23 protein-coding genes are annotated in these 23,509 nt (G+C 67.1%); 13 read left to right on the forward strand and 10 right to left on the reverse strand.

Annotation, left to right across the window (positions count from 1 at the left end; translation table 11 throughout):
- Window positions 1-24 precede the first annotated feature (24 nt).
- Entirely contained in the window at window positions 25-1,602 is a 1,578-nt protein-coding gene (locus ABCN56_RS07690) for a bifunctional metallophosphatase/5'-nucleotidase (protein ID WP_343080223.1), read from the forward strand.
- 102 nt (window positions 1,603-1,704) lie between these two features.
- Window positions 1,705-2,307 (forward strand): LolA family protein, encoded by a 603-nt coding sequence (locus tag ABCN56_RS07695; RefSeq protein WP_343080224.1) that lies wholly within the window; start codon window positions 1,705-1,707, stop codon window positions 2,305-2,307.
- A 7-nt stretch (window positions 2,308-2,314) separates the two neighbouring features.
- Here ABCN56_RS07695 and ABCN56_RS07700 read toward each other — a convergent pair whose 3' ends face one another.
- Both ABCN56_RS07700 and ABCN56_RS07705 read right to left on the reverse strand, forming a co-directional pair.
- A complete protein-coding gene (locus tag ABCN56_RS07700; RefSeq protein WP_343080225.1) occupies window positions 2,315-2,899 on the reverse strand; it encodes a transglycosylase SLT domain-containing protein in 585 nt (194 codons plus the stop codon).
- A gap of 76 nt (window positions 2,900-2,975) precedes the next feature.
- Entirely contained in the window at window positions 2,976-3,857 is an 882-nt protein-coding gene (locus ABCN56_RS07705; protein WP_343080226.1) for an AEC family transporter, read from the reverse strand.
- Window positions 3,858-3,941: 84 nt separating this feature from the next.
- Between ABCN56_RS07705 and hspQ the strand changes: the two genes are divergently transcribed.
- Window positions 3,942-4,268, forward strand: coding sequence for a heat shock protein HspQ (gene hspQ, locus ABCN56_RS07710; protein ID WP_343080227.1), 327 nt, complete (start codon window positions 3,942-3,944; stop codon window positions 4,266-4,268).
- A 7-nt stretch (window positions 4,269-4,275) separates the two neighbouring features.
- On the opposite strand, the gene ABCN56_RS07715 is transcribed toward hspQ, so the two are convergent.
- From ABCN56_RS07715 to ABCN56_RS07725, 3 genes are all read right to left on the reverse strand, one after another.
- Complete coding sequence (locus ABCN56_RS07715; protein ID WP_343080228.1) at window positions 4,276-5,856, reverse strand: gamma-glutamyltransferase family protein; 1,581 nt, start codon at window positions 5,854-5,856, stop codon at window positions 4,276-4,278.
- A gap of 139 nt (window positions 5,857-5,995) precedes the next feature.
- Entirely contained in the window at window positions 5,996-6,502 is a 507-nt protein-coding gene (locus tag ABCN56_RS07720) for an ATP-binding protein (protein ID WP_343080229.1), read from the reverse strand.
- Window positions 6,503-6,560: 58 nt separating this feature from the next.
- A complete protein-coding gene (locus ABCN56_RS07725) occupies window positions 6,561-6,899 on the reverse strand; it encodes an STAS domain-containing protein (RefSeq protein ID WP_343080230.1) in 339 nt (112 codons plus the stop codon).
- A 96-nt stretch (window positions 6,900-6,995) separates the two neighbouring features.
- On the opposite strand from ABCN56_RS07725, the gene ABCN56_RS07730 reads away from it, so the two are divergent.
- Window positions 6,996-8,174 (forward strand): thiolase family protein, encoded by a 1,179-nt coding sequence (locus ABCN56_RS07730; RefSeq protein WP_343080231.1) that lies wholly within the window; start codon window positions 6,996-6,998, stop codon window positions 8,172-8,174.
- A gap of 1 nt (window position 8,175) precedes the next feature.
- On the opposite strand, the gene ABCN56_RS07735 is transcribed toward ABCN56_RS07730, so the two are convergent.
- Entirely contained in the window at window positions 8,176-8,790 is a 615-nt protein-coding gene (locus ABCN56_RS07735; RefSeq protein ID WP_343080232.1) for an enoyl-CoA hydratase/isomerase family protein, read from the reverse strand.
- Between the two features lie 156 nt (window positions 8,791-8,946).
- On the opposite strand from ABCN56_RS07735, the gene ABCN56_RS07740 reads away from it, so the two are divergent.
- Both ABCN56_RS07740 and ABCN56_RS07745 read left to right on the forward strand, forming a co-directional pair.
- Window positions 8,947-10,443, forward strand: coding sequence for a DUF2125 domain-containing protein (locus ABCN56_RS07740; RefSeq protein WP_343080233.1), 1,497 nt, complete (start codon window positions 8,947-8,949; stop codon window positions 10,441-10,443).
- Window positions 10,444-10,708: 265 nt separating this feature from the next.
- Window positions 10,709-11,548, forward strand: a complete 840-nt coding sequence (locus ABCN56_RS07745) for a sulfite exporter TauE/SafE family protein (RefSeq protein ID WP_343080234.1) — start codon at window positions 10,709-10,711, stop codon at window positions 11,546-11,548.
- Between the two features lie 768 nt (window positions 11,549-12,316).
- Here ABCN56_RS07745 and ABCN56_RS07750 read toward each other — a convergent pair.
- Complete coding sequence (locus ABCN56_RS07750) at window positions 12,317-12,769, reverse strand: universal stress protein (RefSeq protein ID WP_343080235.1); 453 nt, start codon at window positions 12,767-12,769, stop codon at window positions 12,317-12,319.
- Between the two features lie 494 nt (window positions 12,770-13,263).
- Between ABCN56_RS07750 and ABCN56_RS07755 the strand changes: the two genes are divergently transcribed.
- From ABCN56_RS07755 to lpxK, 6 genes are all read left to right on the forward strand, one after another.
- Window positions 13,264-14,610: a TldD/PmbA family protein gene (locus ABCN56_RS07755; RefSeq protein ID WP_343080236.1), complete on the forward strand. Its 1,347-nt coding sequence runs from the start codon at window positions 13,264-13,266 to the stop codon at window positions 14,608-14,610.
- A complete protein-coding gene (locus tag ABCN56_RS07760) occupies window positions 14,597-15,400 on the forward strand; it encodes a 3'(2'),5'-bisphosphate nucleotidase CysQ (protein WP_343080237.1) in 804 nt (267 codons plus the stop codon). The genes ABCN56_RS07755 and ABCN56_RS07760 overlap by 14 nt, the downstream gene beginning before the upstream one ends.
- 86 nt (window positions 15,401-15,486) lie before the next feature.
- Window positions 15,487-17,217, forward strand: a complete 1,731-nt coding sequence (locus ABCN56_RS07765) for a hypothetical protein (RefSeq protein ID WP_343080238.1) — start codon at window positions 15,487-15,489, stop codon at window positions 17,215-17,217.
- A gap of 205 nt (window positions 17,218-17,422) precedes the next feature.
- Window positions 17,423-17,668: a DUF4170 domain-containing protein gene (locus ABCN56_RS07770; protein WP_343080239.1), complete on the forward strand. Its 246-nt coding sequence runs from the start codon at window positions 17,423-17,425 to the stop codon at window positions 17,666-17,668.
- Window positions 17,669-17,679: 11 nt separating this feature from the next.
- A complete protein-coding gene (locus tag ABCN56_RS07775; RefSeq protein WP_343080240.1) occupies window positions 17,680-18,936 on the forward strand; it encodes a 3-deoxy-D-manno-octulosonic acid transferase in 1,257 nt (418 codons plus the stop codon).
- Window positions 18,936-19,928, forward strand: a complete 993-nt coding sequence (gene lpxK, locus ABCN56_RS07780) for a tetraacyldisaccharide 4'-kinase (RefSeq protein ID WP_343080241.1) — start codon at window positions 18,936-18,938, stop codon at window positions 19,926-19,928. The genes ABCN56_RS07775 and lpxK overlap by 1 nt, the downstream gene beginning before the upstream one ends.
- Window positions 19,929-20,000: 72 nt before the next feature.
- Here lpxK and ABCN56_RS07785 read toward each other — a convergent pair whose 3' ends face one another.
- The 3 genes from ABCN56_RS07785 to ABCN56_RS07795 are packed head-to-tail and all read right to left on the reverse strand — an operon-like array spanning window position 20,001 to window position 22,342.
- Window positions 20,001-21,134 (reverse strand): CaiB/BaiF CoA transferase family protein, encoded by a 1,134-nt coding sequence (locus ABCN56_RS07785; RefSeq protein WP_343080242.1) that lies wholly within the window; start codon window positions 21,132-21,134, stop codon window positions 20,001-20,003.
- A 3-nt stretch (window positions 21,135-21,137) separates the two neighbouring features.
- Window positions 21,138-21,806, reverse strand: a complete 669-nt coding sequence (locus ABCN56_RS07790) for a DsbA family protein (RefSeq protein WP_343080243.1) — start codon at window positions 21,804-21,806, stop codon at window positions 21,138-21,140.
- Between the two features lie 5 nt (window positions 21,807-21,811).
- Window positions 21,812-22,342: a DUF721 domain-containing protein gene (locus ABCN56_RS07795; protein ID WP_425466102.1), complete on the reverse strand. Its 531-nt coding sequence runs from the start codon at window positions 22,340-22,342 to the stop codon at window positions 21,812-21,814.
- 72 nt (window positions 22,343-22,414) lie between these two features.
- Here ABCN56_RS07795 and mutY point away from each other — a divergent pair, with 72 nt between their 5' ends.
- Entirely contained in the window at window positions 22,415-23,485 is a 1,071-nt protein-coding gene (gene mutY, locus ABCN56_RS07800; RefSeq protein WP_343080245.1) for an A/G-specific adenine glycosylase, read from the forward strand.
- Window positions 23,486-23,509 lie beyond the last annotated feature (24 nt).

Below are 23,509 nucleotides of genomic sequence, written 5' to 3' on the forward strand. Positions count from 1 at the left end.
CGCTCGAAAAGCTACGAGGCGTGCATGTCAATTCGACTACTGGCGGCGTTCGGATTCCTGCTGGTCGGCACGGGCCCCGGCCTTGCGGACTTCGATCTGACGATCCTGCACACGAACGACTTCCATTCACGCTTCAAGCCAATAACGGCCGATGGCCTCGACTGCCCGGAAGCAGACGACGCGAAGGGGGCGTGCTATGGCGGCGCGGCGCGTCTGGCCACGGCGATCGCTGAGGCCCGGGCGCGCTCGGACAACTCCATCCTGCTCGACGCCGGCGATCAGTTTTCGGGCACCGATTTCTTCCGGTACTACCGGGGCCGCCTTGCCGCCGAGATGATGAATGGCTTCGGCTACGATGCGATGACCCTGGGCAATCACGAATTCGATGAGGGCGCCGAGGTGCTGGGGCAGTTCTGCGAGCTGCTCGACGCTCCGGTCCTTGTCTCGAATATCGATGTCGGAAACGAGCCAGAACTGTCCGGCGCGATCCAGAGCTCGACCGTGATCGAGCGGTCGGGCGAGAGGCTGGGCATTGTCGGCGTCACCCTGCAGGACATGCACAGCATGTCCCAGCCGGGAAAGAACGTGTCTTTCGACAACCCGTTCCGCGCCGTTCGGGCGGAAGTCGAGCGTCTTGACCGTATCGGCGTCAACAAGATCATCGTGCTTTCGCATCTGGGCTACGAAATGGACAAGGAGCTCGCACGGGAGACATACGGCATCGACGTGATCGTCGGTGGTCACAGCCACATCCTGCTGTCGAACCGGGACCCCGCCGCATCGGGGAAATACCCCACAATGATCGGAAAGACGGCGATCGTGCAGCTGTATCCCTACGGAAAATACCTCGGGAGCCTTCGTGTCACGTTCGATGATGAGGGAACGGTGACGAAGGCAAGTGGTGAACCGATCCTCCTGGATTCGGCCATAGCCGCCGACGAGGCGACCGCGAAGATCATAGCGGAAGCCGAGGAACGGCTAGCTGACCTGGGTGCCAGGGCTATTGCCGAGGCAACGGGTCCAATCGACGGCGAGCAGGATTCCTGCCGGACTGGTGAATGCGCGTTGGGGAACCTGGTGACCGACGCGATGCTTCACTACGCAAGGGATCGAGGCGTTCAGATCTCGGTTCTCCCGGCGGCGGGAATTCTGACATCGATCAACGGCGGCGCCGTGACATTCCCGGATGTCCGGGCATCCTTGCGCGGCGAGGACAGACTGGCGTGGCTTCAGGTCTCCGGCGCCACGGTTCTGGAAGCCCTGGAGCATGGCGTCGCCAGCGGGGAAGAACTTTCGGAGCGTTTCCCCCAGGTCTCGGGACTGAAGTTCACATTCGACCCTGAAGCAGAGCCCGGTTCCCGAGTCTCCGATGTCATGGTGTCGGAAGGCGACGTCCTTGTTCCGTTGAAGCGGGGGAAGATCTACGGCGTGGCGACAAGCGCGTGGGTGCGAAATGGCGGGTTCGGCTACGATATGTTCGAGGACCCGCTGTACCATTTCGACTATGGTCCTCTCCTCTCCGATGTCACCGCCGATTTTCTCCGGGACAACAGCCCCTATTCACCGAATCCTGGGGGGCGAATTCTTCCGAAGGCCAACTGAACGGCAGGCGTCCGAACGGCTCCATGGGCCTGCGGTCGCCGCTGAGGCGAATGTGATCCGGGCGGGGCTTACAACGGTGGGAGGAAGGGCTAGATAGGGGGCATGAAAATGCTGCGCCTCGCCCTCTTGCCGCTCCTGTGGCTTGCCCTCGCCCTCCCGGCCTCGGCCGAGAAGCTTCCGCTCTCGGTTCTGTCGAACTACCTCAACGGTATCAGGACGGCGGAGACCACCTTCACCCAGATCAACTCGGACGGCTCACGCTCGTCCGGCAAGCTCTACATCAAGCGCCCGGGGCGGGTGCGGTTCGAATACGATCCGCCCGACAGGACACTCGTGCTCGCCGGCGGCGGGCAGGTCGCGATCTTCGACCCGAAGTCGAACCAGCCGCCCGAACAGTATCCGCTCAAGAAGACGCCCCTGAACCTGATCCTCGCCAACAAAGTGGACCTCGGCCGGGCCAGGATGGTCGTCGGCCACGAGGATGCGGGCGACCGTACCATCGTCATCGCGCAGGATCCCGAAAACCCGGAATACGGCACGATCCAGCTCGTTTTCTCCAACGATCCGGTCGAGCTTCGGGAATGGGTCATCACGGACGAGGCGGGCGGCCAGACTCGCGTGGTCCTCGACGATCTGAAGATGGGCGGAGACTTCTCCACCTTCCTGTTCAACATCACCTACGAAACCCAGCAGCGGACCCGCTGACGGGGCATCAGCCCTTCCGGCAGGCGATCAGCTGCTGACGGTAGATCTCGGAGCGGGTGGCGACATCTGCGGCGACGCGAAGGAGCCACGACTTCTCGTTATGACTGCCGCGGGCGAAACCGGACCGGCCCTCGTGGTAGGCCAGGTACTGGTTCTGCGCGTCGTTTTTCGGGATGCCGAGCTTTTCGTAAGTGCCGTGCATGTACCAGCCCATGAAATCGGTGGCGTCCGCGATCTTGTCGCGTTTCGCGCTGCGGCGGCCCGCGTCCCGGCGATATTCGTCCCAGGTGTTGTCCAGCGCCTGCGAATAGCCGTAGGCGGAGGACTGCCGGCCCATCGGGATCACGCCCAGCGCATAGCGGAACGGCGTCCGCGCATTCCCGATGAACTTCGATTCCTGGTAGATCGTGGCCATCTGCACATGCACCGGCACACCCCAGCGCCGTTCCGTCCGCCGCATGGCCTTCAGGTACTCGGGTCGCTGGCTGACGATCGAACAGGCGTCATCCAGATTTCGCGGCGCGGAAAAGTTCCCGCCGCCGCAGGATGCGACCAGCAATAGTATCAGCGCCGCGCGAAGATAGCTGCTCATCTGCCTCTCGCCGTATTCTTGTTTTGCGGCAGTTTAGGGGATTTCACGAGAACGTGGAATCACAAAGCTGCAGGTTTCAGATCAGGAAGGCGAGCGTCAGCGGAATCGTGAACACCGACGTCAGCGTCGAGACAACGACGAGCCCCGCGACGGATTCCGCATCCTCCGCGTATTTCTCCGCAAGGAGGTAGGACGTGACCGCAACCGGTGTCGCGACCTGCAGCACGAGCACCGCGAAGGCGACGTCCTCCAGCCCGAAGGCCCGGCCCACACCCCAGGCGATCCCGGTGCAGATCGCGGCTTTCAGGAGCGACAGGATCAGCGGCCGCGCGAAACCCCGCGGGTGAAGCCGCGCCACCGCGACACCCAGCGTGATCAGCATCAGGGGAATCGCCATCTGCCCGGCAAGCTGCAGGGTGTTCGTTATCCAGTCCGGCGTCTTCCAGCCCTGCCAGAGGAAGAGTGCCCCGAGGAGCGTCGCGCCGACCATCGGCTCCTTCACGACGCGCATGGGCGAACCGCCGCCCGCGACCAGCCAGACCCCGAAGGTGAAGGAGATCACCGCCATGATCGCGAAGACCACGACCGCGAGCCCGAGCCCCGTCTCGCCGAAGGCGAACATGGCGAGCGGCAGGCCGAGGTTCCCCGTGTTCCCGAAGATCAGCGGCGCAAGGTAGGTCCGACGGTCCAGCCGCCCAACCGCGACGATGATCCACAAGGCGACCGTGACCAGCGCATAGGCCACGAGCGACGCGAGCGAGATGGCGGTGAGCGCCGAGGGATCGACGTCCGCGCGCATCAGCGCGACGAAGATCAGGCAGGGCACGGAAAGCGTCATCGCCAGCCGCGTGACGAATTCCACCCGGTATTCGAACCCCGCCTTGACCCAGACGAAGCCCACAGCCGCAAGGATGAAGACCGGCGCGACGATCTGAAGTACTGTCAGGATGATTGTCACGGACTGTTTCCGCCTGAATCAGCATGAACGGTGGACATTCACCGCCGGTCGGGATTACTAAGCAAAGTAAGGGGTTGCAATCCAATGCTGTCGACACGGGCTAAATACAATCTCGGCCAGGTCCTGCGCCATAGAAAGCACCCGTTCCGCGGGGTCGTCTTCGACGTGGACGCGATGTTTTCCAACACCGAGGAATGGTACCAGTCCATCCCCGAGGAAAGCCGTCCCGCGAAGGACCAGCCCTATTACCACCTCCTCGCCGAGAACGAGCATTCCTATTACGTCGCATACGTGTCGGAACAGAATCTCGTCCCCGATGCTTCCGGGGAGCCGGTGGACCATCCCGACCTCGCCGACCTTTTCGGCGATTTCGAGGACGGGCGTTACCCCCTCCAGTTCAACCTGAACTGAGTTCCGGTCAGTAACCCAGCGCGCAGCCGTCCTTCCTCGGGTCGGACGCACCGATCAGCACGCCCGCCTCGTGGTCGATCAGGATCGCCTGCCCGCCGCCCAGGGGCGCCGGGGAAATGGTGACGTCATGTCCCATCGCGGCAAGTCCGGCCTTGACGGACGCCGAGTGACCCCGTTCAAGCTTCAGCTTGCCCGCGTCGGGGAAGGCCCTGGGCGCATCCAGCGCCTCCTGCGGATCCGTCCCGTAGACGCCAAGGTTGTTGACCACCGCGACGTGGCCGGCGGGTTGATAAGCGCCGCCCATCACGCCGAAGGGCATGACGAGCCGCCCTTCGCGCCTCAGCATCCCCGGTATGATCGTATGCATGGGCCGCTTGCCGCCCGCCGCCTCGTTCGGATGCCCCCGCTCCAGCGTGAAGCCCGCGCCGCGGTTCTGGAACAGGATGCCGAATTTCGACGAGGCGATGCCCGCACCGAAGGCCCAATAGATCGAATAGATCAGCGACACCGCCATCCGGTCCCGGTCCACGACCGTGATGTAGACCGTGTCGCGGTGCACGGCCTCGGCCCGTTGGGGCGGCTGTTCCATGGCCCGCACCGGGTCGATGAGTCGCGCGAGCCGTTCGGCCGTCTCGGGGGCGAGCATGTGGTCAAGGCGCGTCACGAAGTCCGCATCCGCGAGGAACCGGTTGCGCGCGTCGTAGGCGAGCTTCGCCGCCTCCGCCTCGAGGTGCACCCTCTCCGCGCTGAAGGGGGCAAGCGCCGCCATGTCGAAATGCTTAAGGATGTTCAGCATCAGGATCGCGGTCGCGCCCTGTCCGTTGGGCGGATGTTCCACCAGTTCGTGACCGCGATACTCGCCCCGGACAGGCTCCGTATAATCCGACCGCGTCGCCGCGAAATCCTCGGTCGTGTGCCCTCCCCCGAGCGCCCGGAGCGAGGCGACCATGTCCTGAGCCACCTCGCCCTCGTAGAAGCCCGCGCGGCCCTCCCTGACGATCCGGCGCAGAACCTCCGCCTGGCCCGGCGCGCGGAAGACCTGCCCGACCGTCGGCGCCTTGCTGCCGGAAAGGTAGAACCGCCGTGCTTCCCCCGTAAGGCGCGCGGTGTTCTCCGCCCAGTCGAAGGCGACGCGGGGCGCGACCGGGACGCCCTCCTCCGCGTACCGGATCGCCGGCGCGAGCGACGCGGCAAGCCCCAGCCTCCCCCAGTCCGCCGAGAGCCGGCAGAAGGCGTCGACGGCGCCTGGGATGGTCACGGCATCGACGCCTTCCGTCGGCACCGCTGCAAGCCCCCGACCGCGTAACGCCTCCGCCGACAGCCCTGCGGGCGCCCGGCCCGAGCCGTTCAGCGCGACGATCCGTTCCTCGCCCGCAGGCTTCAGAAGCACGAAGCAGTCACCGCCGACCCCGGTCATCTGCGGTTCCGCTACACCGAGGAGAACCGCGCCGGCGATCGCGGCGTCAACCGCGTTGCCGCCCTGTTCGAGTACCGAGACCGCGACCTTGGCGGCGAGGGGATGCGACGTAGCGCAGATCCCATTCGTGGCATAGACCGGCGACCGGCCCGGAAGCTGGAAATCCCGCACGCGCAACTCCCCTGATGGCAGGGCGAGGCTAGGTCGGGATTCTCGGGAAGGAAATACCTCGGCGCCGCGTACTGGGTGGGGGCTGTAAACAACGGCGCCGAGGGAAGCCTAGAACAGCTACGGTCCCCATTGATCCGTATCAATCTGACCCCAGTGCGGAGGCAATAGGGCAGGATTCGGGCATGACCGCACCTTCGCGACGAAGCGGCAGGACGAAGCGGAGCCGGTTGGTCCGCCCGTCGCGCAGATAGTCGATGTCCTGCGTGAGGTCGTGGATCAGGAACCAGCCGAAGCCGCCCTCCGGCAGATCTTGCGTGCCTCCGGACATCTTCAGCGACGGGGCGAGGCCGGCCGGCAGAACGCCTCCGGGCATCGGCAGGCCCTGATCGGCGACGCGTACCTCGAGGCCCCGCCCCGTGACCGAGATGGACAGGTCGATCATTCCCCCCTTCCGGCCCGCATAGGCGTGTTCCACGATGTTGTTCAGCACCTCCGCCAGAACAAGTTCCATCGTCCCCGCCTCTTCCGAAGTCATCCGGCGCATGTAGCGCGCGACGGCAGCGCGCAGGGCGCTCCGAACCAGCATCGGATCGGCCGGGAAGGTCTGCCGGAATTCCCGTTCCGGCAGGCGGCAGTCGTCCGCCATCTGGTCATCCTGGCACCCGGGCCTCGTCATGCCGCAGGGCAGGGGACAGAAAGCCGGGTCACACTGCATCTTGCAGCTTCTGCTCTGGAAAAGCGGCGTGAATCGTGAAGACCGTGTCCATGCGCGTCAGGTGGAAGACCTTCTGCACGTTCGGCGTGAGCCCGGAGAGTTCCAGCTTCCTCGCGGGGGCAAGGAACTTCATGACCGAAACGATCGCGCCCAGCCCCGAACTGTCGACGAACTGCACCGCCGACAGGTCCAGAACGACCCGGGGCGCAGGCTGGGCGGCGATTTCCCGCATCCTGTCCTTGAACTGGATGGCGATCGCTGCATCGATCCGCTGCTCTCCCACCCTGACCACCAGCGCGCCGTCCAGCGCCTCCGCGAAAAGGTCCATCTCCGCCTCCGCCACACTCCCCAGTCGCGGCGAGGCTAGACGGCAAACCTTACCATTCGGTATGTCTTTCTCCGGACCCTGAGAGAGGAGCGGTTGATGCAGGACGTTGTGATCGCGGGCGCGGCCCGCACGGCGATGGGCGGCTTTCAGGGCGTCTTTGCCGGCGTGGACGCGCCGACACTCGGCGGCGAGGCCATCCGGGCGGCGCTTTCCGGGGCAGGGGCGCATCCAGGTCTCGTGGAGGAGCTTCTCATGGGCTGCGTCCTCCCCGCGGGCCAGGGCCAGGCGCCCGCGCGGCAGGCGGGTTTCAAGGCGGGCCTCGGCGAATCCGTGCCGGCGACCACGCTCAACAAGATGTGCGGATCGGGGATGAAGGCGGTGATGATGGCCGCCGACCAGATCGCGCTCGGGCAGGCGGGCCTCATGGTCGCGGGCGGCATGGAGAGCATGACGAACGCGCCCTACCTTCTCCCGGCCATGCGCGGCGGAGCGCGGCTCGGCCACGGCAAGGTCATCGACCACATGTTCCTGGACGGGCTCGAGGACGCCTACGACAAGGGCCGCCTCATGGGCACCTTCGCCGAGGACTGCGCCGAGGCGTTCCAGTTCACCCGCGAAGCGCAGGACGAATACGCGCTTGGCTCCCTTACCCGCGCCCAGAAGGCCCAGGCCACCGGCGCCTTCGAGGGCGAGATCACGCCCGTCACCGTCACGACACGCAAGGGCGAAACCGTGGTTGGCGAGGACGAGCAGCCCGGCACCGCACGCCCTGACAAGATCCCCACGCTGAAGCCCGCCTTCCGCAAGGACGGCACGGTGACGGCGGCAAACTCCTCCTCGATCTCCGACGGCGCCGCGGCGCTCGTCCTCGCCTCGGCCCGCGTGGCGGAGGCAGAAAACCTCGCGGTCCGCGCCCGCATCCTCGGCCACGCGAGCCACGCCCACGCGCCCGCGCTCTTCCCAACCGCCCCGGTGCCCGCCACGAGAAAGCTCCTCGACCGGCTCGGCTGGGGCATCGGGGACGTCGATCTGTGGGAGGTGAACGAGGCTTTCGCGGTCGTGCCAATGGCCTTCATGGCCGAACTCGGCGTCCCGCGGGAAAGGATGAACGTCAACGGCGGGGCCTGCGCGCTCGGCCACCCGATCGGCGCATCGGGTGCGCGGATCATGGTGACGCTGCTCAACGCATTGGAAAAACGCGGGCTGAAGCGCGGGGTTGCCGCGATCTGCATCGGTGGCGGCGAGGGCACCGCCATCGCCATCGAGCGGCCCTGAGCTAGCCGATCATCGCCTTGATCGCGGCGGCGTGCCCGGGTTTCGCGCCCAGCGCGTCCGCCGTGATCGCCTCCACTGCGGCGTCGAGCCCGCCCTCCGGCACGATCCGGTCGACGAGACCCCAGGCCAGCGCCTCCTCCGCTGGGACGCGCGCGCCACCCATCAGGATCATCTTCGCCCGCGCCGGGCCCACCAGCGCCGCGAGCCTTCCGGGGTCCGATGGCTGCGGCAGGAAGCCGAGCTTCATGACGGGGTAGAAGAACTTCGCGCCCGGAGCCGCGAGGCGGATGTCGCAGGCAAGAGCCATCCCGAAGGCCCCGCCGGCGAGCGTGCCGTTCAGGGCCGCGACCGTCAGGCAGGGGAGCGCGGCGATCGCGCCGGAAAGCTCTTCCCAGACGGGGTCGGTCGCAAGACCCGCCCGCGCCTCGTCGAGATCCGCGCCCGCCGAAAACACCTTTCCGGCACCGGTCAGGACGAAGGCCCCCGCGTGGTCCCGCGCGGCGTCCCGGGCGGCCTCGGCGATCCCGGCAAGCATCTCGCGCGTCAGCGCGTTCGCCTTGTCCTGCCGGTCGATCACGACCCGCATCAGCCCGTCGGTCCGTTCGACCTGGATCATCCCGCCCCCGCTCTGAAATGCCTTGTCAAAGCCATCGTCTTGCCCGCCATTTACCTAATGCAACTGGTGGAAATCCACCAGTGAGAGGGCCTTGACCCGCCCCCCTGCGGCGCGGGATGCTCTCTTGATCCGATTAAGCCTCAAGAAAGGTTCGTTATGGCACAGTGGAAAACCCTTGGCGGCGGCGCGCTTCTCGCCGTCCTGCTTGGCAGCACCTCGGTTCACGCCGATGTCTCCGCCGAGGAGGTCTGGCAGTCCTGGGTCGACTACTACGCATCCATGGGCCAGGTGCTTTCGGCCGAGTCGCAGGAGCAATCCGGCGACACGCTGGTCGTCACTGGCGCAAAGGTCTCCACCGAGATGCCCGAGGGCAGCTTCGAGACCACGATCAGCGAGGTCCGTCTCCGGGATCTCGGCGACGGCCGCGTGGAAATCACCATACCCGAGGAGATCCCGCTGAACGTCGTCACCAAGCCCGAAACCGGCGAGACGGTCGAGATGACGATGATCCTGCGGCAGACGGGCATGTCGACCATCGTCTCCGGCTCCGCGGACGACATGACCTACGACATGACCGCGCCGGAACTCGCCATCGCCATGGAAGGCGCGACCGTTGACGACGAGACGTTTCCCTTCGACCTGAACGTCGTGATGACGGGCAACGTCGCGCAGTACCGCATGACCGGAACCGACGCGCGCGAAATCACGTCGACCTTCTCGACCGACAGCCTGGCTTTCGACATGGCGGCGAACGATCCGGAGGGCGGCGGCACGTTCACCGCCAGCGGCGAGATGTCGGCGCTGACCGGGTCCTCGACGGCGACCATGCCCGGGAACGTGGACATGCAGGACCTCGTCGCCGCGCTCAAGGCGGGTTTCGCGGTCGACGGCAATTTCACCTATGCCGGCGGCAGCTACTCCTTTGACGTGCAGGACGAAGCCGAGTCCATGCAGCTCAGCGCGACGGGCGCGGGCGGCAGTCTCGACTTCGCGATGTCGGAGGACGGCCTGTCCTATGGCGGCACGGGCGGCGCGTCCGAGATGACGATCGCCGGCGCGCAGGTTCCCTTCCCGATCAACATCACGCTGGCCGAAAGCGCCTTCCGCCTCGCGATGCCGATCGTGAAGTCGGACGACTCGAAGCCGTTCGGCCTCGTGCTGAAACTCGTGGACCTGTCGCTGCCCGAGGAACTCTGGGGCATGTTCGACCCGACCGGTCAGCTGCCGCATGATCCGGCCACGCTGATCGTCGACGTCTCGGGCGAAGCGAAGCTCACGGCCGAAATCTTCGATCCGGAGCAAGCCGCCGAGATGACGGAAGCACCGGGCGAACTGAACGCGCTCGACGTGAACGAGGTGCGCATCAAGGCCGTCGGCGCCGAACTCAGCGGGCAGGGCGGCTTCACTTTCGACAATTCCGACATGTCGATGGGCTATCCGAAGCCGCTCGGCGCGCTCGATCTCTCGCTGACGGGCGCCAACGCGCTGCTGGACAAGCTGGTTGCGATGGGCCTCCTGCCCGAGGACCAGGCGATGGGCGCGCGGATGATGATGGGCATGTTCGCCGTCCCGGCGGGCGAGGACGCGCTGACCTCGAAGATCGAATTCCGCGAGGACGGCGGGCTCTACGCCAACGGCCAGCGGCTCCAGTAAGCCCGGCCACAAGGAACCGCAAAGGGGCCGTCCGCCACGCGCGGGCGGCCCTTTTTCCCGATGTTCCCGGAAATCTGCGAGGCGGTCGAGGATTCTGGAACGTCGGTCATGCGGGACGGAGTTGCGGTTCAGCCAAAATTTCAGATGTCCGGTTCGCTCCCGACTACCGCCTTTGAGGCTAAGTCCTCAGGGTGCCAAGAGTACCCGCTGCCGACACCTAGCGGCAAGGTGCTGGCTTTGACGTTACGCCTCTCCCGTTCCTGCCATGTCCGATTTGGCTATGGAATCTCGCGGATTTCATATCATTGATGATCGAGCCGAGATTTCGGGCACCTATGGGATTGTCGGGGAGCACATGGAGTTTGACTATTCCGGCTGGCAGGTTGCGGCAATCCTCGCGACCTATCTGCTCGCCGCGACGGCGAAGGGAGTGACGGGGCTCGGGTTCTCGACGACATGCCTGCCGTTTCTCGCTGTGACCGTCGGCCTGAAAGAGGCGCTGCCGTTGCTGATAATCCCGTCGATCTCATCCAATCTTGCAGTGATGCACGGGGCGGGACGGTTCGGCGAGACCCTGCGCCGATTCTGGCCCATGCTGGTTGCGACGGTACCGGGGCTGATCGTGGGCCTTTGGGCGCTCGCGCTCATCGACGGGAGGCAGGCGGGCGGCGTCCTGGGGGTGGTGCTCGTGTCGTGGTGTACCTTTGCCTACGCCAGACCAGAGGTACGGCTGCCCGCGCGGTGGGAGCGCCCGTTGGGCCCGGTCAGCGGTTTCCTGACCGGCGCGGTGAACGGGCTGACGGGGTCGCAGGTTATGCCTTCCATGCCCTATCTCATGGCGCTGCATCTCGAACGAAACGTCTTCGTACAGGCAATCAACTGCTCGTTTACCTTATCCAGCGTCATCATGGCCGTCGGGCTCGAGCGCCTTGGCCTCTTCACTAGGGACGGAGTGATCCTGTCGACTATCGGCACTGCCTTCGCTTTCACCGGCCTGAAATTCGGCGAGCGGATTCGGCACTACCTATCTCCCGACGCTTTCCGCCTCTCCGTGCTTTTGATGCTGTCGGCGATGGGAGTGAGCCTTGTGGTTCGAGCATTCTGAGGCGTAAGGGTCAGGAATGCGCATGACGCACACTCGCTGAACGTCCGGAATGCCCCAACTGCTTCCGTTCGAACGCTCCGCAGCATCCGACAGTCTGGACGCGCAGCTGACATCTGGCGCTCCTGGTCGGGCTCTCGCGCAAGCCTGCGACGCCTTACGTTGGCTGGGCGATTATCGGGGCTTTGATCTTGGTGTGTATCGGTCACTCCGCCGAATTGGACCGGATTGCCGGCAAGGGTCTGCCGGAATAGCCCCGGTGAACAATCAACCGCCGCAAGTCGCTTGCCTGGGAATGAGCTGCATCGGTCGACCGCGACGGCCAAGACCGGGCTCGGCAGTCAGGCGGAGCTTTCGGGAAATGCGGCAGGATGACGCATACTCCCAATGTCAGACGCTCCTAATTCGTTGGCCTCAACCGAGCCCTAATGTGTGGGAGAAAGAATGTTCAAAGGACTTGGCCTTGCGATGATTTTGATCCTGGGTGGCATGCTGGGCGTGCCGGCTGCGGTCGTCGCCCTGATCTGACGGAACTGCGCGAGGACGACCCAGATGTACAACCGTCTGGCTCGCGCCCCTGCTTGAGGCGGCTCGATGGATCGAGCCGCCCCTTCTATTCTTAAAGCCGTTTCTGAGAGTGGGACGACGTGTCGGGAGTCCAGGAACTGCCCAAGGTCCGATCTGCGGGACAGAGCCGGCATTGGGCAGGTCGGTTTCTGAGAAGGCTATCGCCCCCAAAGACCAGGTGCGCCTGCGTTCTGGCCGATATCCTTATTTGACCGTGAGGACCGGGCATTTTGCCAGAAGCTCGACGCGGTGAGAAACGCCTCCGCGCAACGTTGCCTCGATGTTTCCCAGACCGCGAGAGCCGATGACGATGATGCTCACGTCATTCCTCTTGGCAACATCGACGATCGTTCGGGCGACCGGTCCGGACTCGACCGATTTCGCAATGAGTTTCGCGCCCTTGTTCCGTGCGATCTCCTCGGCCTCTGCCAACAACTCGCTCGACAACAACTTGATCGCTTCATACTCGGCCCCTGCGATCTGCTCCAGTTGAGCGTATTTGCGCAGTTCTTCAGATACCTTCGGGGTTTGGCGTGGCCTCAATACCGTGAGGATGAGGAGTGTCGCGTTGCAGGCAGCCGCGATTTCCGCCGCATATTCAACCGCCTTGAGCGAATGGCCGGATCCGTCGACCGCAACCAAAAGCTTCTCAATCATCCTCGTGTCTCCCTTCGCAGATCTGATAGTGGCAGTTCGCTGTCCTGTCGTTGTTGATTGGCCAAACGCGTTCCCAACCAACCAAGCCGGAAGACGCCGAGCCGCCGCGTCCATCGAACCTATAGCAGTTCGCGTGAATACGTAAACTTCGTTCAGGCATTCGCGCGTCATGCCAAAGACGGCAAGCTGGGGCCATAATGCGGCTGGACGTCACTTGGGAACGGTCCCGATCTCGCGACCTCAACGCGTGGGGAAAGAAATCGCCGGTTTTGCCTTGTTTGTCTCGTCCGCTTCGGGCCGAGGCTGCCATTCGCGGCATCAAGGACGCAGGAAAAGCTGCGGCAATGAAGTGACGCGCCATCTGCAACACATATGGCATGGGGTCTGGCCGGCCCGAGCCTTGCGCGCGTTCCACCCACACCGCCCGCCCCGACTTGCGCCGGGCGTCCTTCGGCACTAGGTCCGAAGGGCACGATCAGACCGGAACCCGATCCATGAGCGACACCCTCGAAACCCTCACCGCCGCCCTGCTCGACGCCGCCCGCAAGGCCGGTGCGTCGGCCGCCGACGCGATCGCGGTGGAGGGAACTTCCGTCTCGATCGACGTGCGGTCCGGCACGCTGGAACAGGCCGAAAGGTCCGAAGGAGTGGAGATCGGGCTCCGCGTCCTGATCGGCGGGCGGCAAGCCTGTGTATCGGCCTCCGACACCTCCTCGCGCACGATGGCAGAGATGGCCGAACGCGCCGTCGCCATGGCGCGCGAGGCGCCCGAGGACCCGAACGCGGGCCTCGCCGACCCCTCGCAGCTCGCGACCGGTTGGGACCTCACCGCGCTCGACCTTTGCGACCCGTCGCCGGAGCCCTCCGCCGCGGAACTTCAGGAAGACGCGCTTCGGGCCGAGGCCGCGGCTCTCGGCGTCGAGGGCGTCGCCAAGGCCGAACAGGCCAGCGCCGCCTATGGCCGCCGGCGCCTGCACCTTGCCGCGACGAACGGCTTCTCGGGCGGTTATGCCCGCACCTCCCGCTCCGTATCCGCTGTCGCGATCACCGGCGAGGGCACGAAGATGGAACGCGACTGGGCCGCCGAAAGCCGAACCTATGGCGCGGATCTGCCGTCGCCCGAGGAAGTCGGCAGGCTCGCGGGCGAACGCGCCGTCGCCCGCGCAGGCGCGCGGAAGCCGAAGACCGGCGCCTACCCCGTCCTCTACGACGAACGCATCTCGGGCGGCCTCGTCGGTCACCTCCTCGCCGCGATCAACGGCGCGTCGATCGTGCGCGGCTCCTCCTGGCTCCGCGACGCGCTCGGCAAGGAAGTCCTGCCCACGACCCTTTCGGTGACCGAGAACCCGCACCGCCCGCGCATCTCGGGCTCCCGCCCCTTCGACGCCGAGGGCCTCGCCACGCGCCGCCGCGACATCGTGAAGGACGGCGTCCTGACGGGTTGGGTCCTCGACCTCGCCACCGCCCGGAAGCTCGGGATGGAAAGCACGGCGAACGCCGCGCGCGGAACCTCCTCGCCGCCCTCGCCGGCCGTTTCCAACATCGCGCTCACGCAGGGCGACAAGTCCCGCGAGGACCTCATCCGCGATATGGGCACGGGGCTCCTCGTGACCTCGCTCATCGGCGCCTCGATCAACCCGACGACGGGCGACTATTCGCGCGGCGCCTCGGGGTTCTGGGTCGAGAACGGCGAAATCGCCTACCCGGTCAACGAATGCACCATCGCCGGGAACCTCCGCGACATGCTCCTGCGCCTCACGCCAGCGAACGACGCCCGCACCTACCTCTCGCACGTCGTCCCGAGCCTCCTTGTCGAGGGCCTCACGCTTGCCGGCGAATGACCTCTTCCTCCTGATCGAGGCCGCGCGCGAAGCGGGAACGATCGCGCTGCGCCACTGGCGGAACCGCCCAAAGGTCTGGGAGAAACCCGAGGGCGCGGGCCCGGTGACCGAAGCCGACCTCGCCGTGAACGCCATGCTCGAGCGCGAACTCGCGGCCGCGCGCCCCGGCTACGGCTGGCTCTCCGAGGAAACCGAGGACGACCCCGCCCGCCTCTCCGCCGAGCGCACCTTCATCGTCGACCCGATCGACGGCACACGCGCCTTCCTCGAAGGCGACAAGACCTTCGCCCACGCCCTCGCCGTGGCCGAAGCCGGCCGCGTCACAGCCGCCGTCGTCCACCTCCCCGCGCTGAACCTCACCTTCGCCGCGGCCGAGGACGGCCCCGCCACCTTGAACGGACAGCCTATTGCGGCCAGCGGCACCTCCCGTACCGGCGGCGCCACGGTGCTCACCGCAAGATGGGCGCTCTCCCCCGAGCATTGGCAGGGCCGCCCGCCGGCCGTGCGCCGCGAGTTCCGCGCCTCCATGGCCTACCGCCTCTGCCTCGTGGCCCAGGGCCGCTTCGACGCCGCGCTCTCGCTCCGCCCCACCTGGGAGTGGGACATCGCCGCCGGCGACCTCATCGCCCGCCGCGCCGGAGCCGCCGTCACCGACCGCCACGGCGGCGCCATCGCCTACAACCGCCCCGAACCCCGCGCCGAAGGCATCCTCGCCGCGCCCCCGGGGCTGCACGCGGACCTGATCGGCCGGCTCACCCCCGCGCTGCGTGTCCCTGACGCCCGGGCCTGATCTCGCGCCCCCTCGGCCGCCCCCGGCTTGACTTCGCCCCGCCGCTGCGAAACCCTCGCGAAGTCCGGTCACGCCCGGAGACCCAGATGCGCAGATACCTCGGCTGGACCGCCGCCGTCGCGCTTGCCACCACGATCGCGATCGGCGTCGTGACCGGGCTCGCGACCGACCTCGCGCGGACGGTCCTCGACTGGGCCACGGCCCGGCTCCGCCCCGAGGACGCGATGGCCTGCGTCACGCGTGAAACCCCCTTGCCGCCACAGCCCGATACCGCGCTGTTCCGCGTTGCGGTCACCTATCTTCCGAACGACAGGGACGAGGAATTCTCCCGCCTTGCCGTGGAGACCCTGCGCGGCCTCTACTCCGAGCTTCCGGGCGCCGCGATCGACGTCGTCACCGTGCCTTGCATCTTGCGCGAAGAGGCCGGATCCGAGGCCGAGATCGCCCGGCGCGCCGAAAGCGTCGCCGAGGCGCTCGCCCGCAGGGCCCATGCCGACGTGGTGATCTGGGGCGAGGTCGGCGGCGACCGCGACAGCCTCGATCTGCGCCTGAGCCACGAAACCGGCACCGACACGGGCGAGTTCCGTGTGGCCCGCTTTGCGCTGCCGGTTGCCCTGGGTGAGGCGTTGGGGCCCCCGCTCGCGGCCCGCACCGCCGCGCTGGTGCGGCTGAGCGAAGAGGAAGCCGGCCAATACACCGCGCCCATCTTCGAGCTTCTCCGCCCGCAGACCGCCCAGCTTGCCACCAACCCGCCCCCGGGCCTCACCGAGGCGCAGCGCGCGGTGTTGGTGGAAGCGCACGCCTATGTCCTGTTCTTCCTCGGACGCCAGCGAGCCGAGCCCGAAACGCTCCGCGCCGCGGCGGCGACGTTCATCATCGCCATCGCCGGCTACGACCGATCGGGAGAACGCCTTGCCTGGGCCTCTGCCCAGAACAGCCTCGGCGCAGCGCTCCTCACCCTCGGCGTGCGCGAGGCCAGCCCGGCCGATCTGCAATCCGCCATCGCGGCATTCGAAGCCGCACTCACCGAACGCCACTCCGACACGGAGCCCCTGGAATGGGCGCAGACCCAGCTGAACCTCGGCATCGCCCTGCGCTCCCTCGGCCAGCGCGAGTCCGGGACCGCACGCCTTCGGGCCGCCATCGCCGCCTTCGAGGCCGCGCTGACCGGGTTCACCCGCGATGCCACGCCGATAACCTGGGCCAATACACAAATGGCGCTCGGCAATGCGCTCGCCACCTTGGGCGAACGCGAAGGCAGCGCCGCGCGGCTTGAGGCCGCGATTGCCGCCTACGACTCTGCCCTTCTCGAACTCACGCGCGACCGCGTGCCGTTCAGCTGGGCCGCTCTCCAGATGAACCGTGGCACCGCGCTCTCTGTCCTCGCCCGGCTGGAACCGCGCACCGCCCGGCTGGAATCCGCCGTCGCCGCCCACCGAGCGGCACTGACCGTGTTTACCCGGGACAAGGCGCCGAACGACTGGGCCATGACACAAAGCAACCTCGGCAACGCGCTGGCCGAGATCGCCGCGCGCGAGCCTGGCGCTGCCCGCATCCCCGAGGCGCGCGCCGCCCAAGAGGCCGCACTCACCGTCTGGACCCGCGAGGCCGCGCCCCTGCAATGGGCGATGACCCAAGGCAACCTCGCCAATCTTGCCCTGATCGCCTTCGACAAGACCGCCGACCCCGCCCATCTCGACGAGGCCGAGGCGCAGGCTCGCGCCGCCCGCGAGGTGTTCGTGAAGGCACAGGCCGCCCACATGGTCACCATGGCCGACCGCCTTCTCGCCGACATCGCCACCCGCCGCGGCGGGTGAAGCGCGGTGGCAGGACAGGGCGCGTCCCCCGTGAAAACCCCGCGCAAAGGCTTGAGATCACGTAAAGGAAATTTGCGACACCATTTGGGATCAACCCCTTACCCGTTCTCTCTCGCGTGAAGATCCGCCCCCTTTCAGACGCTCCTTGAGCCCCCCTGTCCCCTCGGATACCTTCGCGCCGGCACAAGGACAGGAGCTCCGATCCATGACACAGCGTCTTCATCTCGTCTTCGGCGGCGAGCTCGTGGACCCCTCGAAGACGACCTTCAAGGACCCCGCCCAGATCCACGTCGTCGGCGTCTTCCCCGACTACAAATCCGCCTACGCCGCCTGGAAGGCCGAGGCGCAGCGCACGGTCGACGACGCTCATACCCGTTATTTCATCGCCCACCTGCACCGGCTCCGCGATGAGGAAGCCGAGGCGGGCCCCACCGAGGAACTGGGCGGCTGAGCCCAGGAACGATGCCCGGGTCCCTGAGCCTCTGGCTTTACCTCCTCTTCGCGCGCTGGCCCGGCCGGCGCGTCGGGCCGGACGCGCCTGCGTTGCCCCCGTGCCCGGCGGGGGAGGTCATCTGGTTCCACGCCTGCCCGGGGACGCCGGTTCTCAGCCTCGCGCACCTCGCGCGGCAGATGGCCCGGTCCCGGCCGAACCTCGTTTTCATCGTGACCTCTCCCGGCAATCCGCCTGATCTCTCGGGTTTCCCCGAAGGCAGTGTGTCGATGCCGTTTCCGGCCGATCGCGCCCCGGATGTCACCACCGTTCTCGACCATTTGCGCCCGGCGCTGCTTCTTCTCACCGGGCTGGATCTTCCGCCCGTTCTCCTCTCCACGGCCCGCACCAAGGGTATTCCGCTCGTCCTCGCCGACGTCCGGTTTTCCGCCACGGCGAGGACTCCCTGGCGATGGACGCGCAGCATGGCCGCCGCGCTTCTGTCGTGCTTCGACCTGATCCTCGCGCGCGACGAGGACAGTGCGGCGGCTCTCCGTGCTTCGGTTCGCCAGAAGCTTCCGATCAAGGTGACCGGACGCATCGAAGAGACGACCGAACCTCTCCGCCATTCGGAAGCGGAACGCGAGGATCTCGCCGAAATCCTTCAGGCACGGCCCGTCTGGCTCGCCGCGGCCTGTCCGCCCGGCGAGGAGGACGCGGTGCTCGCCGCGCATTCGCGCGCGCTCAGGCATGCCCACCGGATGCTCCTGATCCTCGCGCCCTCCCACCCGGCAAGGGCACAGCACCTGCGCGAGCGCCTCAAGGCCGAGGGTCTTACCGTCGCGGTGCGGTCGCGGGATGAGGACCCCGAGGACGACGTGCAGGTCCTGATCGCCGACAGCGAGGGCGAGATGGGGCTCTGGTACCGGCTTGCCCCCGTGACCTACATGGGCGGAACCCTCAGCGAGGGCGGAACCGGCCGCAATCCGATCGAACCGGCCGCGCTCGGCTCGGCGATCCTCCACGGCCCAAATCCCGGCCCCTATCCGGAGGCCTATGCCCGCCTCGGCGAAGCCGCCGCGGCACGGCGGGTAGGGGATGCGGCCGGCCTTGCAGAAGCCGTGACCGACCTCATCGCGCCGGACAAGGCCGCGCTTCTGGCGCATAACGCCTGGGCCGCATCTTCGGGCGGCGCCGAAGTGACCGAACGGGTGATGCAGATGCTCTTCGCGCTGATGGATAGCGCGAATGCGCCGGGAAAGGCCGTGCCGGCCGGGGCGCGGGCCTGATGCGGGCTCCGGCATTCTGGTTCACCGATCCCAGGTCCCCCGCATGGCAGGCGCGACTTCTTGCCCCCCTGGGCTGGATCGCGGCCTTCCTGACCGCGCGCCGCGTCGCGCGGGGGCCCGGTTTCCGGCCCGGTGTCCCGGTGATCTGCGTCGGAAACATCAACGCCGGCGGAACCGGAAAGACGCCCACGGTCATCGCGCTCGCCCAGCGCCTCGGCGCCCGCGGCATCGACGTCCACGTCGTCAGCCGCGGCCATGGCGGCAGCCTCGAGGGCCCTGTCCGGGTGGACGAACGCAGGCACAGCGCGGCCGAAGTCGGGGACGAACCGCTCCTCATCGCGGCCTTCGCGCCGGTTTGGGTCGCGAAGGACCGCGCGGAAGGCGCGCGGGCGGCGGTGGCCGCCGGCGCGAAGGCGATCCTCCTTGACGACGGGCTGCAGAACCCCGGTCTCGCCAAGGACCTCTCGCTCGTGGTCGTGGATGCCGCGCGGGGCTTCGGCAACGGTCGCTGCCTTCCCGCGGGGCCTTTGCGCGAACCCGTCGCGGCGGGCATGAAGCGCGCCGACCTCATGCTCTCGATCGGCCCGGACCAGGCCCAGGCCGCCTTTCGCGTCACCTGGGGAAGGGATGTTTCCATTCCGCACGTGACCGGGCATCTCGCGCCCCTGCAGACCGGCATGGACTGGGACGGCCTCCGCGTCCTCGCCTTCGCGGGGATCGGCCATCCGGAGAAATTCTTCGCCACGCTGAAGAACCTCGGGGCGGAGCTTGCCCGCGCCGAAGCGCTCGACGACCATCAACCCTTCACGCCCGCGCTGCTCACCCGCCTCGAGACGGAGGCGAACCTGCTGCACGCGCAGATGGTCACGACGGAAAAGGATGCGGTGCGGCTGCCCGCCGCGTTCCGGCCGAAGGTCCTCAGCCTGCCCGTGCGGCTCGAGCTCGATGACTGGACGCCGCTGGACGAGGCGCTCTCGCGTCTCGACCTCTGACTTTTTTCTGGCCACAAATATCTCTCGGGGTGCGCGGGGGGTATGCCCCCCGTGCCCCGCGTTCCGCCAGGCCTAGCCCAGCCGGCCGCGCACCTCCGCGTCATCCTCGCCAAGCTTCGGCGATGGCCGTTCCAGGGCCAGTTCCGCACCCGAGAAGACGAAGGGGGAGCGCACGGTCGGCACGCCGCCCAGATCCAGTTTCAGCCCTCGCGCAACTATCTGCGGATCGTCGAAGACCTCCGACAGCTCGTTGATCGGCCCGGCCGGAACGCCCTCTGCCTCGCAGGCGGAGAGAAGCTCGGCCTTGGCGAACCGCGTGGTCGCTTCGGTCAGGCGGCGCGTCAGGTCCTCGCGGTTCGCGATGCGGTCCGCGTTGGTCCGGAACTCCGGCGCCTCGGCGAGTTCCGGCAGGCCCAGAAGCCGGCAGAGCCGCTGGTACTGCGCGTCGTTGCCCGTCGCGATGATGATCCAGCCATCAGCGCAGTCGAAGACCTGGTAGGGCACGAGGTTCGGATGCGCGTTGCCGAGCCGCTTCGGCGCGTTCCCGGTGGCGAGGTAGTTCATCGCCTGGTTCGCCATGATCGCGGTCGAGACGTCGAGAAGCGCCATGTCGACGTGCTGACCCTCGCCCGTCCTCTCGCGCTGGTGGACGGCGGCAAGGATGCCCGCCGCCGCGTAGACGCCGGTGAACACGTCGGCTACCGCGACGCCGACCTTCTGCGGCTGGCCCTCCGGATCGCCGGTGACGCTCATGAGACCGGACATGCCCTGGATGATGTAGTCGTAGCCCGCTCGGTGGGCGTAGGGGCCCTCCTGCCCGAAGCCCGTGATCGAGCAGTAGATGAGGCGCGGGTTCACCGCCTTCAGGCTCTCGTAGTCGAGCCCGTATTTCTTCAGGCCGCCGACCTTGAAGTTCTCGATCAGGATGTCCGCCTCGGCCACGAGCTTGCGGACGAAGTCCAGATCCTCCGGCTTCCGGAAATCGGCGATGACCGATTTCTTGCCGCGATTGCAGGAGTGGAAATAGGCGGCCGAGCGATCGCCCTCGCGTTCTATGAACGGCGGTCCCCAGCGGCGGGTATCGTCACCCTCCGGGGCTTCGACCTTGATGACTTCCGCACCGAGATCGGCGAGCATCTGGCCGGCCCAGGGACCGGCCAGAATCCGCGCCAATTCGACGACCTTCAGGCCCTCAAGCGGCGACATTCCTCAGTTCGCCAGCTTCTCGTCGAGGATCTTCTTCATCTCCTCGTAGCTCATGTTCGAATAGGTCGTGCCCTCGATAACGAAGCTCGGCGTTCCGTTCACACCGTGCTCGGTCGCGTTCTTCTGGTAGGTCGCGACCATCGCCTCGGCCATCGTCTGGTCATTGAGGCAAACCTCGATCTGGTCCTTTGACAGCCCCGCCTTGAGACCGATCTTCCGCAGGTTCTCGGCGACCGTCGCCGGCTCGCCGTCGCCGATCCAGTCCTTCTGCGTGTCGTAGATCATGTCGGTGATGCCGAAGTAACGCATCTCGCCGCCGCAGCGGGCGATCATTCCGGCCCAGAGGCCGTAGCGATCGAAGTAGACCTCGCGGTAGACGAAGCGCACCTTGCCGGTGTCGATGTAGTCGGCCTTGAGTTGCTCGAACACGGTATCGTGGAAGTTCTTGCAGTGCGGGCAGGTGAAGGACGCGTATTCGATGATCGTCACCGGTGCATCGGCCTGGCCAATGACCATGTCCGGCACCATCGCCAACTGCTCATCCGTCACGGCCTCCTGGGCGACGGCGGCCATCGACAGCGCGGGGTACGGCTCCGCGCCGCGGGTCGTCCACCAGGCACCGCCTGCGACGGCGGCAATGGCGAGGGCGGCAAGGGCGAGTTTGTTGGACATCCGGGTCAACCTTTCTGTTCGTCGGCGCGAGACAACACGTTTTGCGCCAAGGCTTCAAGCGCGGCACGCAATCCATCGTCATGAACGTCCCGCGCCACGGTGTGCGCGGCACGGACGACCTCGGGGCGCGGCGGGGCGGACGCGGGTTTCGGCGCCGCCATGAACTCCGCCTGCCCCTCGGCGAAACCCGATGGAGCGGTCTGGGTGATCTTCACACGGGCGATCGCGTTGTAACCGTAGCAGGCATTCACCCGCTCGCGAATCTTCGGCAGGTGCATCTGGAGGATCGGCGCGGCGGCGCCCGTGGTCAGAAGGGTGAGCGTCGCGCCGAGCCCCTCGCGCCCGTAGCCGATCTTCACCGGCCTGGCGACGCGGGCGATTTCCTCGCCCACGACCTCGGTCCAGTGCGTCAGAAGCCGCGACACGGCGAAGCCACGCGCCTCCCCGGCCTTGCGGATCCTTTCCCGCAAGAGGCCCGAGGCGGGCTCGAAGCCGCGCTGGCGTCTGGTCTGGCGATCCTCGCTCATGCCTGTCATTTCCTGCATCCGGAGCTATTCTATGCGGGCGGGCGCTGGACGCCAGAGGAATGGCTTCAGGGGGCATAAAGATTGCGTGACGGTCTGGAGAGCGGTGGCGTGAGCGAGGCGCTTCTCGACTGGTACGACGCGCATGCGCGCGTTATGCCCTGGCGCGTCGGCCCGGCCGATCGCCGGCAGGGCGTCCGCCCCGACCCGTATCGGGTCTGGCTGTCGGAGGTCATGCTCCAGCAGACGACCGTCGCCGCCGTGCGGGACTATTTCAGGCGATTCACGGATCGCTGGCCCGACGTCGCCGCGCTGGCCGCTGCGGAGGACGCGGATGTCATGGCCGAATGGGCGGGGCTCGGCTACTACGCCAGGGCGCGGAACCTTCTGAGATGCGCACGGGCCGTGGTGGCAGATCATGGCGGGCGCTTCCCGGAAACGCGCGAGGGCCTTGCCGCGCTCCCCGGCGTCGGCCCCTACACCTCGGCCGCCATCGCCGCGATCGCCTTCGACGAAGCCGCCACGGTGGTCGACGGCAACGTTGAGCGCGTCGTCGCACGGCTCCATGCCGTCGAAACACCCCTCCCCGCCGCCAAGTCCGAACTCGTGGCGCTGGCCGAGGGCCTGACCCCGAGCGCCAGGCCCGGCGATTTCGCGCAGGCGATGATGGACCTCGGCGCCACGATCTGCACCCCGCGCAACCCCGCCTGCGGGATCTGCCCGCTGCGCGCGCCCTGCGCGGCGCGGGCCCAGGGGCGGCAGGCGGAACTCCCGCGGAAAAGCCCCAAGCCGGAAAAGCCCACCCGCCTCGGCATCGCCTACGTGGCGCGGCGGGCGGACGGGGCGTTTCTTCTCGAAAGGCGCGAGGAAAAGGGCCTTCTGGGCGGCATGCTCGGCTGGCCCGGATCGGACTGGTCCGAGACGCCACGGGATGCGCCGCCGCTCGACGCGGGCTGGAGCGACGCGGGCGCGGAGGTTCGGCACACCTTCACCCATTTCCATCTTCGCCTCGCGGTCCGAGTTGCCGAGGTGCCGGCCGACGCCCGCCCCTTGCGCGGCACCTTCCTGCCGCGCGGGGATTTCCGCCCCTCCGCGCTTCCGACAGTCATGCGGAAGGTCTTCGATATCGCGAAAGGCTCCTTCGGCGGTGATTGAGCCCCGGCACCCGCGCCGCTAAGG

It is taken from the genome of Ostreiculturibacter nitratireducens (assembly GCF_032670585.1).
Taxonomy (GTDB): domain Bacteria; phylum Pseudomonadota; class Alphaproteobacteria; order Rhodobacterales; family Rhodobacteraceae; genus Ostreiculturibacter; species Ostreiculturibacter nitratireducens.

Bases quoted from the DNA above. Each gene is read 5' to 3' on its own strand.
- ABCN56_RS07690 (WP_343080223.1), top strand. From the start codon at position 25: ATGTCAATTCGACTACTGGCGGCGTTCGGATTCCTGCTGGTCGGCACG.
- ABCN56_RS07695 (WP_343080224.1), top strand. From the start codon at position 1,705: ATGAAAATGCTGCGCCTCGCCCTCTTGCCGCTCCTGTGGCTTGCCCTC.
- ABCN56_RS07700 (WP_343080225.1), bottom strand. From the start codon at position 2,899: ATGAGCAGCTATCTTCGCGCGGCGCTGATACTATTGCTGGTCGCATCC.
- hspQ (WP_343080227.1), top strand. From the start codon at position 3,942: ATGCTGTCGACACGGGCTAAATACAATCTCGGCCAGGTCCTGCGCCAT.
- ABCN56_RS07720 (WP_343080229.1), bottom strand. From the start codon at position 6,502: ATGGCGGACGACTGCCGCCTGCCGGAACGGGAATTCCGGCAGACCTTC.
- ABCN56_RS07725 (WP_343080230.1), bottom strand. From the start codon at position 6,899: ATGGACCTTTTCGCGGAGGCGCTGGACGGCGCGCTGGTGGTCAGGGTG.
- ABCN56_RS07730 (WP_343080231.1), top strand. From the start codon at position 6,996: ATGCAGGACGTTGTGATCGCGGGCGCGGCCCGCACGGCGATGGGCGGC.
- ABCN56_RS07735 (WP_343080232.1), bottom strand. From the start codon at position 8,790: ATGATCCAGGTCGAACGGACCGACGGGCTGATGCGGGTCGTGATCGAC.
- ABCN56_RS07740 (WP_343080233.1), top strand. From the start codon at position 8,947: ATGGCACAGTGGAAAACCCTTGGCGGCGGCGCGCTTCTCGCCGTCCTG.
- ABCN56_RS07745 (WP_343080234.1), top strand. From the start codon at position 10,709: ATGTCCGATTTGGCTATGGAATCTCGCGGATTTCATATCATTGATGAT.
- ABCN56_RS07750 (WP_343080235.1), bottom strand. From the start codon at position 12,769: ATGATTGAGAAGCTTTTGGTTGCGGTCGACGGATCCGGCCATTCGCTC.
- ABCN56_RS07755 (WP_343080236.1), top strand. From the start codon at position 13,264: ATGAGCGACACCCTCGAAACCCTCACCGCCGCCCTGCTCGACGCCGCC.
- ABCN56_RS07765 (WP_343080238.1), top strand. From the start codon at position 15,487: ATGCGCAGATACCTCGGCTGGACCGCCGCCGTCGCGCTTGCCACCACG.
- ABCN56_RS07770 (WP_343080239.1), top strand. From the start codon at position 17,423: ATGACACAGCGTCTTCATCTCGTCTTCGGCGGCGAGCTCGTGGACCCC.
- ABCN56_RS07775 (WP_343080240.1), top strand. From the start codon at position 17,680: ATGCCCGGGTCCCTGAGCCTCTGGCTTTACCTCCTCTTCGCGCGCTGG.
- lpxK (WP_343080241.1), top strand. From the start codon at position 18,936: ATGCGGGCTCCGGCATTCTGGTTCACCGATCCCAGGTCCCCCGCATGG.
- ABCN56_RS07785 (WP_343080242.1), bottom strand. From the start codon at position 21,134: ATGTCGCCGCTTGAGGGCCTGAAGGTCGTCGAATTGGCGCGGATTCTG.
- ABCN56_RS07790 (WP_343080243.1), bottom strand. From the start codon at position 21,806: ATGTCCAACAAACTCGCCCTTGCCGCCCTCGCCATTGCCGCCGTCGCA.
- ABCN56_RS07795 (WP_425466102.1), bottom strand. From the start codon at position 22,342: ATGACAGGCATGAGCGAGGATCGCCAGACCAGACGCCAGCGCGGCTTC.